The organism is Gemmatimonas sp. (assembly GCF_036405635.1).
Classification (GTDB): Bacteria; Gemmatimonadota; Gemmatimonadetes; order Gemmatimonadales; family Gemmatimonadaceae; genus Gemmatimonas.
In genome coordinates, this window is record NZ_DASWXE010000001.1 from 1 (window position 1) to 11,579 (window position 11,579).

Sequence of the window (11,579 nt, forward strand, 5' to 3'; positions counted from 1 at the left end):
GGCTGATTGCGCCGCACCGACGGATGCCGCAGTTCACCACGCGCGGCCGCATCGGCGATCAGCTGGCGCGCGGCCTCGGCGTACTCGCCCACGAACACCGGCAACGGCTCGAGCTCGCGCGACAGGTCAAAGCCGAAGTACGTCACCCGCCGCTGTAGCAACACCGGACTCTTGCGCTCGGGATCGAGCGTCAGCTCCGGCGCATGGCGGTGCGCATACTTTTGCACCAGATCCATCGACAGCTGCGTGCCCTCAATGGCGGCGCGCGGCACACCGAAGCGATCGGCGAAGTAGCGCAGCGATCCCGTCACCGCGCCCCACGACCCGCACACGCTCGTCTTGCTCACCCGCGCTTCATGGCCGTCCGCCGTCTGCTCCTCGATGACGAGATCGAACGGCATATAGCGCGCGAGCAGGTCGGCGAACTGTCGATGGACCGCGGTGCCGGCAAGCGGCATCGTGGTGGGCAGCGGCAATCCCACTGAGCGATACACACTGGCCATGGCCAGCGCCGCATCCTCGAGCGCCTTCACCAGCACGCCGCGCTGTTCAGCCCAATGCGCAATGCGTTCGGCGTCGAACATGTGGCGCGGCAGGCCAAACACCTCGCCGATGTATCCGCTCACGCGGAATCCCTCGGCGTAGAGGTTGTACGCGGTGAGGTGATCACTGCCGCGCACCACCAATCCATCGAGATCACGACCCTCACGTGTCATGCGGTGCAGCGAGTCGATACCGCTCATCACCGCCAGCATCGGCAGCAGTTCGTCATCACCATTGACGATGAGCTCACCCCATGCGCGTTCCACCGGCAGTGCTTCGACGGCACGGCCGTACGCCGTCAGGTGTCCGTTCTCGATCAGCCCGCGCGACTCGAGGTGCGCCACGGCCTTGCGGTACGACGCCCGGTCGAGTGGCACCGGCAAGTCGAGCGCATCGGCTCGCACCCCAAGGCCGGCGCAGGTGAGCGCTACGCGCTCGGAGTCGCCAGCGAGCTGGAACTCCGGCTCGGTGGGGCGCAGCGCCTCGAAGCGGATGTCGCGGTCGCTCAGAATGAACACGCGTCCATTCTCCACGCGGCCGTGCACGCGCCCGGCCATCTGGAGGATCTCGTTCGCGCCCAGATGCACGCGCGTGAGCACGTTGCGTCCGCGATCGATGATGTTGGTGAAGCGTGTGTCGTTGATGATGACCGTATCGAGACCGGGCACGTTCAGCGCGCTCTGCCCCGCCGCGGTCATGGCCAGAAAGAACGGCTTCTTGATCTCGCCCTCGAGGAATGGGCGGATCACACGAATGGGTTCACCACCGTGGTAGTGCGCCGCGTTGATACGCGGATATCGCGTGCGCACCCACTCCGCCGCTTCCTCGACCCCCGCCCGCGTGGGCAGGAAGATCGCCACGCCACGTTCGGAGCGGGCCAGCTTCTGCAGGAACTTGTCGTCGAGAAACTGCAGCGGTTCCTTGCGCTCCACCTGCACCTTGGCGGCCTTGGCGGCATCGAACGCCGACACCTGCAGCACGTCGGCACTTTCGAGGTAGCGCGCATAAAACGTCGGATCGACGGTGGCCGATAGCCAGATGAACCGACACCCCACGCGCTTGCCGAGCGCCAGACAGAGCTCGAGTTCGGCGCTGGTCTGGTGGATTTCGTCGACGATCAGCGTGTCATGCGGATGAATGTCGCCGTCCTGAAACCACCGTCGCGCAATGCCGGTGGTGATGATGACGACATTCCACCCCGGTGTTTCCGGCGTGGCTTCGCGCTCACGATTGACCACACCGACCTTGAGGTGGGTGGTGCCAAGAATCGTCTCGGCGATCGGGCGGATGCCCAGCGTTTTGCCGGTTCCCGTGCCGGCCACGATGCCGAAGCCCTGTCCGCTCGCCGCGAGCGCGCGCAGTTCGGCGCCACGGGTGCGCTCCAGGAAGGTGTCGAGGTGCAGCCCGACCGCCAATTCGATGGTCTCGCAGGCGGCGCGAGTGGGGGCGATGACAATGACCCGGCCCGTGGCGGGCTTGGCTGCCACGAAGGCATCCCGGTCGGGCGGCAGGTAACGATCCTGGGGAGTGCGCACTCTGCAAGCTACACCGTAGCACCAGAGAGTTACGGGCTGATCAGGACGGGGCTAATTTTAAAGGCTGTCATGGCCCCGCTCGCTTGAAGCGTTCCGTCTGGCCTGAATACGGCCGGGCACCACGAAACATCCACTCATGCTGCGCGACGCTGTATTTCGCTCTGGGGCCCCGGCGCTGATTGCGTCGGTATGCCTGCTCGCCATGGCCTACCTTGCCACCGTCCATCGCGAGCGACTGGCGCGGTATTGGACCGTAGCCTGGGCGCTGTTGCTCGCGCGATACGGATGGAATGCGTACTTCACCCCGTTCGCCAACGAGTGGATCCTCCTCGGGGCGTTGGTACTCCGCATCGGATTCAGCGTGACCGTACTTGCTGGCGCCTTTGCCCTGCGCGGAGAGCGCCTTTCGCCGCAGGCCATGCTGGCCTGGGCCGTGGGAGCGCCGTTGGTGGGGCTGGCCGTGGCCACGGTGACCGACGTGCCGGGTGTGCTGCCACTCGTCTCCACCGGCGTCATGCTGATCATGCTGACGATTGCGGCCTGGCGGCTGGCCACAGCCACGATGTTGCCCACCGTCGAGCGCATGGGCACGGCCTTCGCGTTGGCGACGTACGCCGTCGTATCCACCATCCTGCCCCGGCTGCCCGACGGCACGGGCATTTTTCAGGCAGCGACACTGGCGGCGTGGGCAGCGCAGCTCATCACGAGCTTTGGGTTGCTCGCAACCTTCCTGCGCATCTCTCACGACCGCGAAGTGTCATCGCATCGCACGCTGGAAACACGATTGACCCACGCCCTCGGTGGCTTCGTGCAGCTGTGTATGCACTGCAAAGCGGTGCGCGACGACCGGCTGCAGTGGCAGCCCCTCGAACGCTTCGTCGCCAAGCGCACAGCGTCCAAGCTGTCGCACGGCATCTGCCAGGACTGCGCGAAGGAGCACTATCCGGACGACTGGTCGGACATGCCCACACAGCGCGCCTAGACAAGAGTATGGTATGCAACACGAACGGGACGCCATTTGGCGGCCCGTTCGTTTGTCAGCGAAACACGAAAGAATCAGCGCTGAATCAACTTGGTGCGCTGCCCATTGCGGAAGATCTCCACGCGATCGGCTCGTCCGTCGCGATTGGAATCGGTCCACACCTGCAGCAGTTCGCCCTGCGCGTCCAGGAAGATGGCGCGCCACGGTACGCCGCCGCGTCCTTGTTCAGGTACGCGCACAATGAACTCGTTGGTGCCGATCCACTGCATGACCTCCACACTGCCACGCCCGTCGATGACGTCCATCGCGCTGCGCATCTGCGGCAGCACCTGCGGATAGGCGCGCGACGCGAACTCGGGCAGATCATCACAACGCCCATCGCGATCGAGATCGTTGCACACCGGTGGGCCGTAGCGCAGGTCGTCGCACCAGCCGTCGCCGTCGCGGTCCAGGCAGGTGGAAGAGCCGGTGCCGGGCGGGCGCACGCCGGGATTCTGCGTGAAGTAACGGGGGTCCATCACAGCGCCCGGCACCACCACACCACCGGGCGTGATGTACCCACCCTGTGACGATTGTGGCCCCTGCGGTGACACCATGCCCCCCGGATACGACGAAGCCGGCGAAGAATTCGCCGGCCGGTCGCCATACAACTGCTCATCCGTGACCTTCTTCTGCTCCCAGGCCTCGCGCGCCCGACCATCGGGCGCCGAAGCCAGCGGCGGAATCAAGGGTGGCCCTTTCTTCTCAGCGCCCTTGAGCCGGTTGACTGGCAGCTCGTCCATCTTCTTGCCGCCCGACTTGGCCTTGTCCTCGCCGTAGATCACGCGGCCATTGGCCGGCTTGTTCCGCACCGCCGAAGCACAATCGGTGGGCGCAGGCTGCTGGGCAGCCGGAACGCCCTCCACCCAGACACGGCACATGCCAGCCGGTGGCAGATACTCCTTCGGTACCTCCACCTTCTCGGCACGGCCATCGCGGTCCGTGGCCTTCTCCCTATCAGACTTGGCCTGTGCAGACGCACGACTCGCCGACACCGAGAGACCCAGTGCGGCCAGCGCTGCGAAGACACGCCAGGATGTGTGTTTCATGACAACCTCCAACAGGACCTCACGCTGTCCACCATGGACAACGTTGCGGGGCTCCCGCCAGTCTCTAGCGCAGGGAGCGTGCCAATAAGACGAAGCAGGCTCGTGCACCGTAAGTATCAGCAATACGGCACTCTACGGATAGTCCACGAGCACCGTTCGGCTCCGCGTGTCCTAGTGTGGGGACAGGGGTGATGACGTTAGGGGACAACTTCCAACGTCACCTGATACCCCGGAAACGGAAATGCGCCTGCTTCAGTCCCCGAATGAGATCCCCATCATGCGGGCTGCCTGCACGACGTCGTGCGTGGGATCCACGCGCTTGGTCTCGGACAGCACCTGCTCGATGGGAATGGTGACCAGGTGCGGAGACTGCAACGCCACCATGTGCCCCCATTTCTTGTCGGCCACAGCCTGCACGGCCGCCGCACCAAAACGGGTGGCCAGCAGGCGATCGTAGCCCGTCGGCGGGCCACCGCGCTGCAGGTGCCCCAGCACCATGGAGCGGGTCTCCTTGCCCGTGACCCGCTGGATGTCAAAACCCAACCGCTCGGCGATACCGCCAAGTCGGCGGTCCTGCCCCGGCAATGAGGCGCCAATGATGGACTCCTGTCCGCCACGCGGCTTGGCCCCTTCCGCGACGACCACGATGCTGAAGCGCCGCCCCTTGGCATCACGTGCCATGATCTTCTCGCACACCTTGTCGAGATCCCATTCGATTTCCGGGATCAGGATCACGTCGGCCGTGCCCGCGACACCGGCATGCAGGGCGATAAATCCGGCTTCGCGCCCCATGACCTCGAGCACCATCACGCGGTCATGCGACTCCGCTGTGGTGTGCAGCTTGTCGATGGCCTCCATCGCCGTGTTGACGGCCGTGTCGAAGCCGAACGTGGTGATGGTGCCAGCCACGTCGTTGTCGATGGTTTTCGGCACGCTGACGACACGCACGCCCTTGGCGACCAGCTTCTGCGCGATGGCCAACGAGCCGTCGCCACCGATCGAGATGATCGCTTCGATGCCAAGATTGCGGGCGTTCTCGATCAGTTCATCCGATCGATCGACGCTATTCCAGGTCCCGTCTGCCGCCTGAACCGGATAGGCAAATGGGCTGCCGCGATTGGTAGTCTTGATGATGGTGCCGCCCTGACCGGCGATACCACGCACGGTGTCGGCGGTGAGCGGAACGATTTCGTCCTCGCCGAGGAGGCCGGCAAATCCACGCTTGATGCCGAGGACATCCCAGCCCCGGGTACGCGCGGAGAGGACAGCGGCGCGGATGACCGCGTTGAGACCGGGAGCGTCGCCGCCGCCGGTGGAAATGGCAATGCGCATGTTACCGAAACTAAGGCGGAGGTGAGCTGACGGCGACGCGTAATTCCGGACCCGGTCGCGTAGTTCCGGTGACACAGATACCGGATCATCGCCCCATGGTGGTGGGCCCACGCGCTGGGCAATCGCGGCCCTGTCGCGATCTAGCGGCCCCTTTGCCCGGAGGAAACCCACCCATGTTCCATCGTCGTCGCGGATCGACCACCGTCGAGCAACTGGTCGTGTTGACCATCCTCGCGATCTCAGCGGGCATCGCGATCATCGGCGGCGGTCCCGTGCTGGACGCGGCAGCGGTGGAGGCATCGGCACAGGAGACCGCCACCCTGTTCGCCCTCGCCCGCGATCAGGCGTTGGCCGGCGGGGTCGCAACAGCTGTGCGTATCGATCGCCCGACACAGCGCATTCTCGTGCACGTCGCGCGCGACACACTCGCCATCGCATCATTTGCCTCGTCGCGCGTGACCCTCGATGCCACGCGTGATTCCATGGCCTATCACCCGTCCGGACTGGGCGCCGGTGCCGCCAACCTGCGCGTCACGCTGACGCGCGGCAGGCGCGCCGATACCATCACGGTCTCACGACTGGGGCGCGTGTCACGCTGAGTTCGCGCCCCTCACCACACCAGCCAATGCACATACCCCACACGCGGACGTGTGTGGACCTCAGGTACCGAAGTCGAAGCCCTGCACACTCACGCGGGGGATTTCCTGCCCGATCGTGCGTTCAATCGTGCGCACCATGCCGATTTCTTCGGCCGACATGAACGTGTACGCGTCGCCCGTGCTCGCCGCGCGACCCGTACGACCGATGCGGTGCACGTAGTCTTCCGGCTGCTGCGGCACATCGAAGTTGATCACGTGCGTGATGCCGGAGATATCGAGACCACGCTGAGCAATGTCAGTGGCCACGAGGACGCGCAACTTGCCGGACTTGAAGTCTTCCAGCGCCTGAATGCGCTCGCGCTGCGACTTGTCAGCATGCATCGCACCGGCGTGGATCTTGGCCTGCGCAAGGTCGCGCACCACGCGGTCAGCGCCGCTCTTGGTGCGCGTGAAGACCAGCACCGACTCGTGATCGCCGTTGGTGAGCAGATGCACCAGCAGTTCGTTCTTCCGATGCCGCGGCACGGGGTACACGGCATGCGTCACCGTGGTCGCCGCGGAAGAACGGCGGCCCACCTGTACCACAGCGGGCTTGCGCAGATACTTGCGCCCCAGCGCCTCGACTTCGGGCGGCATGGTGGCGCTGAAGAGCAGCGTCTGCCGATAACGCGGGATCTGGTCGACGATGCGATTGATCTGCGGCGCAAAGCCCATGTCGAGCATGCGGTCCGCTTCGTCGAGCACCAGCGTCTCGAGGTACGTGAAGTCCACGTTGCGCTTCTCGAGATGATCGAGCAGACGACCCGGCGTGGCCACCACCACATCGACGCCGCGACGCAGGGCCTTCTCCTGCGGCTCGTAGCCCACGCCACCATACACCGGGATCACATCCACCGGCGCGTGGTTCGAGTACTTGCGCACACTCTCTTCCACCTGGAGGCACAGCTCCCGGGTGGGTGTGAGCACCAGCACGCGAGTGCGGCGAGGGCCGCCCAGCAGGCGGTGCACGACGGGGAGCGTAAAGCTCGCCGTCTTGCCGGTTCCTGTCTGGGCAAGGCCGATGAGATCCCGCCCGGAAAGGGCCAGCGGGATCGCCTCCCGCTGAATGGGAGTGGGCCGTTCGTACCCGGCATCGTGCAGGGCATCCAGCAGCGGGCGGGCAAGCCCGAGGTCAGCGAAGGTCACGTCGCCGACAAGCGTTTCAGGATCGATGACAGTCATGTTCAGTGCCGGAAAGGTAATCACTCCGGGACCGGATGCAGGGGGTAATCCCCTCGACTATCGATACTCCAGCGTGCGGCCTGCCAGCCGGGCGATGAGGGCCAGCCGGAATGTGACGTCCACGGAAGCGCCGGCGGGGCGTTCCCGATCCGTGAGGATCATCCCTGGCCACGCCCAGTCAGGCACCCGCTCCGGCATGACTACAGAGCGCCGAGGCACCCAGACATCCCGGCGATCCCGATCGTCCAGCAGGCGATCGAGCAGACGCTGCCAGCCATCGTGCCGCGAAAGGAATCCGAGTCGGGCCATGGTCTCGAGCCAGGCGAGCGCGGAAGGCATGTCGGCATCGAGATCCCCGCGGGTAGCCAGCAGGTCGCCCAACACGAAGTGCGGTTGTTCAAGCAGGCGGCCGGCTACGTGCTGCATGGCCGCCTGCCGTGGCCACGGATGCACCACGTAGGCCTGGAGGCGCTCCATGAACTCGGAGTGCTCGCTGCGGAACTGCGGCATGAACGCCAGCATTTGCAGCAAATGGAACGACGGCGGCGTTGCCTCGGCGGCGAGCACGTGCTGATTGCCCGATCGCACCCATGGCTTGGCCGCCAGCGGCGACCGCAGGAAGTCATCCACCCGCTGCACCAGCCGCATCGCCGCCCCGCGCAGTCGGGGATCACTCTCGTACCCGGCCTGCGCGAGGGCCGCCGCGGCGGCTTCCCTGAGAAGATGCCGCCCACGAGCCGCCAGCTCCTCGTCGTCGTGCTCCGGACGCAACTCGGCCAACAGCGTCGGGTCCTCGTCTGCAGCCAACAGGCGAAAGAGCCACCGTCGTGCCGCCGCCATGCCAGGCAGCTCCCGATCCCAGTTGAGCTCCACCAAAGCGCGGAAGGCGACAATGGTGCCTACCCCATGCACCCCCTCCCCCGACGGCACGGTCAGCCATCCGGCGGGCCACTGCCCGTCCGCATCCTGACGGGCAAGCAACTGCCAGCCGCGGCGGCTGCCGTATGGCACCATGGGCCAGCGCGCATGCTGCGGAGGCGGGGGCGGCAGCACGTCTCGCATCAGGCGGGATGCGATCACTTCTCCGCCTTCCTGCAACAGCCAGAGCGCCGGCACCTGGACGGGCGGCGGCGGAGGGGGCGGCACGACCGGTATCGGGCGCGGCACCACCGGCTCGCCGGGCACGATCACTAAGTCGGTCGCAAGGGTCGGCGACGCGGGGGGAGTCGTCACAATCGCGCTATTGTACGCCTCGACCCGCCAAGCGCCAGATGTCGCATGGTACCATCGGGAATGATTTTACTGATCAGTTCGGCATAGGTGACGCAAAAGAGGCCGTGCTTAACACCATCGCAAGCCGTGCCGTCTACCTTAGGCCGCTCACGCGGTGTGCATCCCGCGACCGCGCGCCTGCGCCGTCTGCGGGGAACAACCTCCCTCTTGGGAATCCATCGATGAAGAACACGCTTCGCCTGATCGCTGCCGCTGCCGTCCTCGCGATCGCTGCTCCCGCCTACGCTCAGGGCGGTGGCGGAGGTGGCATGGGCCAGATGTCTCCCGAACAGCGCATGGCCCGTCAGAAGGAAATGCTGTTCAAGGACATAACCCTGGACGCGGCGCAGACCACCAAGGTCGATGCCATTCTGGCCGAGTCGGCCAAGAAGCAGCAGGAGATGATGCAGGCTGGGGGCATGGAAGCCATGCGCAGCCCGGAAGGGCGCGAGAAGATGCAGAAGCTCAACGCCGACCGGAACGACGCCATCAAGGCAGTCCTGAAGGACGACCAGAAGAAGAAGTTCGACGAAAACCTGGCGGCCATGCCGCAGGGTCGGCCGCGCGGCGGCCTCTGAGGCCAGTCGGTAGCGACGAAGCGTTTCAACGGGGGCACCACACGGTGCCCTCGTTGCACTTCAGGGATTAGCGTTCTGCGTCATGCCGGTCGCGCGCTTTTTTCCTGCTCACCCCGCCACCCGTGTTTGATGCGTGGTGAGTTCGTGGACCTCGATGGGGTCCGGTTGTACTGCTATGCCTTCGGCCATCGTGGCGCGGGCGATCCGATCGTGCTCGTGCACGGATCGTTCACGTCGTCGCACCTATGGCAGGACGTACTGCCCCGTCTGCCCAAGGGTCATCGGGTGCTGGTGCTCGACCTCCTGGGCCACGGCCGCTCCGACCCGGCGGGCACGCAGTCGCTGACCGTCGCGGCTCATGCCCAGCGTCTGGCGTCATTGCTGGACATCATGGGCGTCCAGCAGGCGATGCTGGTGGGGCACGGTATGGGCGCGGCCGTTGCGGCTCGCGTGGCCCATCAGCAGCCTTCGCGTGTCGGCCATCTGATGCTGGTGAATCCCACCATGCTGGCCGGCTTTCCCGCCGATGCCGTCATCAGCCACCGGCTGTCGCGACTCACCTGGCTGGTGCCACTCTGGCGCCGACTTTCCCCAGCGTGGTTGGCATCGGCCCTGCACAGCGCACTGCTGCCCTGCTTCGCGCATCGCGATACCGGTGCGCGTTCGCTGGATGTGTATCTGATGCCGTTCCGTCAGCGCGATGGGCGCGATAGTGCCTGTCGTCAGTTGCAGGATCTGCGCGCGTCCCGTGCGGACACTGTCGAGTCGCTGGCTCCCAGCAGCCTGCATTGCCCGACCGCATTGGTACTTGGCGCCAACGATCCGTTTCTGCCAGCGGGCCGCGCCATGCGCCTGCACAGCGCGCTGCGTTCGGCCACCAGCCAGCAACTCACGCTGCACACCCTCCCCGGGGCCGCGCATGTCGCGCCAGAGGAGGCCCCCGACAGCCTCGGCATGCTCGTGAGCGAACTCCTGACTCGCTGACATGCCGATCGCCTCATCATCCGACTGACTCTTTACACGCTCCCTCTCATGGACAGACTCGCCACCATGCGCGCGATGGCTGCCAAGCAGCCCAACAACGCGCTCGTCCGCTTTGGCCTCGCCAACGAATTACAGAAGGCCGGACTACTCGAAGAGGCGGCTACCGAACTCTCGGCCTATCTCGCGTCCTATGACGACGAAGGCAATGGCTGGCTGCGCTATGCAGATGTGCTGCATGCCCTGGGTCGTCATGACGAAGTGCGGGAAGCCGTGAAGCGCGGCATCGATGCCGCGCAGCGCTATGGTCACTCCGGCATGGTCGCCGAGTTCGAAGAGCGCGACTACTGAGTCGTAGCGGGGCCGATGCACGACGGCCCGCACCGCGACCGGCATAGTGTCAGAGGCGCCGACTCTCTTCTGCGGCGTCGATGACGTAGCCGAGATCGCGCGACAGTGCCCGCGCTTCCTGCGTGGCGCTGGTGACATCGTGTGCCGCAGCATCCACGCCCATCGTGCGCAGCTTCACGATATCGAAGCGCAGCGTGCGCAATGCCAGCGAGGCGCTCTCGAGTTGACGGATCATGGTCTCCCGCCGTCCGGAGAGTTCTTCGAGCGACGACACCTGACGCGTGAGCAGCGACAGCCGACGTTCACGATCCGGCGCATGGGGCGACTCGGCCTCGGTTGCCGCCAGCCGACTGCGCAACTCACCGAGCATGTTGCCCGGCAGGTCGCGATCGAGACGTTCGAGTCCGGCCGCGAGTGCACCCACCCGTTCCATCAGCGCGTCTGCCGTGGGCGCGACATCGGGAATCATGTCACGATCGGCGGCCGAGAGTTTGCTGGTGACATCGGCGATCACGAGACGATCGTCAGCCGCGTTGCGTACCGTCTCGGCAAACCGTGAGCTCATCACCGCCGGACCCGCCACGCGGTCCAGCAGCTCCTGCACCTTGGCAGAATGTGGACGCTCATCGGAGACGATGGCGATGCGCTTCCACTCGTCACCCAGCGCATCCGACGGCGAAATGCCCATGCGGCGCAGCTTGATGAAGTCGACCAGTGACAGCTGGGCGCTGATCATCGCGCCGATGATGCCCGCGACAAAGGGCACCGCCATCGGATCGACATTGAAGCCTGCCCCGATGAACAGGCTGACCGCTGCGCCAACAGACGCACCCGCCGTCCACTTGAGGTGTTTGCGGAACCCCTTCACCCGCGCGGCAATGCGTTCCGGCGTGGTGACCGCGCGCGCCGCAGCTTGCATCGCCGCTCGCAGTTCTTCACGCTGGGCCACCCGCGCGACCGACGTGTCACGCTTGCGTTGATCACGCACCGCCGAGCGCCAATCCTTGAGCGCTTCCTTGTTGGCCTTGCGCCATTCCCGCGTGGTGCGTCGGTCCGCGCCGTCTGGCAGCGGTGGCAACTGCGGGATGGGGGGCAAT

Annotated in this window: 11 protein-coding genes; 5 read left to right on the forward strand and 6 right to left on the reverse strand. The window is 65.7% G+C overall.

Features of this window, described 5'->3' with window-relative positions:
* Nucleotides 1-2,078 (reverse strand): helicase-related protein (locus tag VGE27_RS00005; protein ID WP_331047572.1); only part of this gene is annotated, 2,078 nt, incomplete at its 3' end.
* A gap of 136 nt (nucleotides 2,079-2,214) precedes the next feature.
* On the opposite strand from VGE27_RS00005, the gene VGE27_RS00010 reads away from it, so the two are divergent.
* Complete coding sequence (locus tag VGE27_RS00010) at nucleotides 2,215-3,060, forward strand: hypothetical protein (protein ID WP_331047573.1); 846 nt, start codon at nucleotides 2,215-2,217, stop codon at nucleotides 3,058-3,060.
* A 74-nt stretch (nucleotides 3,061-3,134) separates the two neighbouring features.
* On the opposite strand, the gene VGE27_RS00015 is transcribed toward VGE27_RS00010, so the two are convergent.
* Entirely contained in the window at nucleotides 3,135-4,148 is a 1,014-nt protein-coding gene (locus VGE27_RS00015; RefSeq protein WP_331047574.1) for a hypothetical protein, read from the reverse strand.
* 252 nt (nucleotides 4,149-4,400) lie between these two features.
* Entirely contained in the window at nucleotides 4,401-5,480 is a 1,080-nt protein-coding gene (locus VGE27_RS00020; RefSeq protein WP_331047575.1) for an ATP-dependent 6-phosphofructokinase, read from the reverse strand.
* Nucleotides 5,481-5,653: 173 nt separating this feature from the next.
* Between VGE27_RS00020 and VGE27_RS00025 the strand changes: the two genes are divergently transcribed.
* The gene (locus VGE27_RS00025; protein WP_331047576.1) at nucleotides 5,654-6,079 is read left to right on the forward strand and encodes a GspH/FimT family pseudopilin; all 426 of its coding nucleotides are present in this window, start codon (nucleotides 5,654-5,656) and stop codon (nucleotides 6,077-6,079) included.
* Between the two features lie 60 nt (nucleotides 6,080-6,139).
* Here the strand turns inward: VGE27_RS00025 and VGE27_RS00030 are convergent, their stop codons facing one another.
* Nucleotides 6,140-7,300 carry a DEAD/DEAH box helicase gene (locus tag VGE27_RS00030; protein ID WP_331047577.1) on the reverse strand — a complete coding sequence of 387 codons (1,161 nt, stop codon included), beginning with the start codon at nucleotides 7,298-7,300 and terminating at the stop codon, nucleotides 6,140-6,142.
* 57 nt (nucleotides 7,301-7,357) lie between these two features.
* Entirely contained in the window at nucleotides 7,358-8,446 is a 1,089-nt protein-coding gene (locus VGE27_RS00035) for a hypothetical protein (RefSeq protein ID WP_331047578.1), read from the reverse strand.
* A gap of 308 nt (nucleotides 8,447-8,754) precedes the next feature.
* Here VGE27_RS00035 and VGE27_RS00040 point away from each other — a divergent pair, with 308 nt between their 5' ends.
* The 3 genes from VGE27_RS00040 to VGE27_RS00050 all read left to right on the forward strand — a co-directional run bounded on the left by VGE27_RS00040 (nucleotide 8,755) and on the right by VGE27_RS00050 (nucleotide 10,482).
* Nucleotides 8,755-9,150, forward strand: a complete 396-nt coding sequence (locus VGE27_RS00040; protein ID WP_331047579.1) for a hypothetical protein — start codon at nucleotides 8,755-8,757, stop codon at nucleotides 9,148-9,150.
* A 129-nt stretch (nucleotides 9,151-9,279) separates the two neighbouring features.
* Nucleotides 9,280-10,134 (forward strand): alpha/beta hydrolase, encoded by an 855-nt coding sequence (locus tag VGE27_RS00045; protein WP_331047580.1) that lies wholly within the window; start codon nucleotides 9,280-9,282, stop codon nucleotides 10,132-10,134.
* Nucleotides 10,135-10,182: 48 nt separating this feature from the next.
* The gene (locus VGE27_RS00050; protein ID WP_331047581.1) at nucleotides 10,183-10,482 is read left to right on the forward strand and encodes a hypothetical protein; all 300 of its coding nucleotides are present in this window, start codon (nucleotides 10,183-10,185) and stop codon (nucleotides 10,480-10,482) included.
* A 49-nt stretch (nucleotides 10,483-10,531) separates the two neighbouring features.
* Here VGE27_RS00050 and VGE27_RS00055 read toward each other — a convergent pair.
* The coding region (locus tag VGE27_RS00055; RefSeq protein WP_331047582.1) for a hypothetical protein at nucleotides 10,532-11,579 on the reverse strand (1,048 nt) is incomplete at its 5' end.

Bases quoted from the DNA above. Each gene is read 5' to 3' on its own strand.
- VGE27_RS00020 (WP_331047575.1), bottom strand. From the start codon at position 5,480: ATGCGCATTGCCATTTCCACCGGCGGCGGCGACGCTCCCGGTCTCAAC.
- VGE27_RS00050 (WP_331047581.1), top strand. From the start codon at position 10,183: ATGGACAGACTCGCCACCATGCGCGCGATGGCTGCCAAGCAGCCCAAC.
- VGE27_RS00015 (WP_331047574.1), bottom strand. From the start codon at position 4,148: ATGAAACACACATCCTGGCGTGTCTTCGCAGCGCTGGCCGCACTGGGT.
- VGE27_RS00040 (WP_331047579.1), top strand. From the start codon at position 8,755: ATGAAGAACACGCTTCGCCTGATCGCTGCCGCTGCCGTCCTCGCGATC.
- VGE27_RS00025 (WP_331047576.1), top strand. From the start codon at position 5,654: ATGTTCCATCGTCGTCGCGGATCGACCACCGTCGAGCAACTGGTCGTG.
- VGE27_RS00045 (WP_331047580.1), top strand. From the start codon at position 9,280: ATGCGTGGTGAGTTCGTGGACCTCGATGGGGTCCGGTTGTACTGCTAT.
- VGE27_RS00030 (WP_331047577.1), bottom strand. From the start codon at position 7,300: ATGACTGTCATCGATCCTGAAACGCTTGTCGGCGACGTGACCTTCGCT.
- VGE27_RS00010 (WP_331047573.1), top strand. From the start codon at position 2,215: ATGCTGCGCGACGCTGTATTTCGCTCTGGGGCCCCGGCGCTGATTGCG.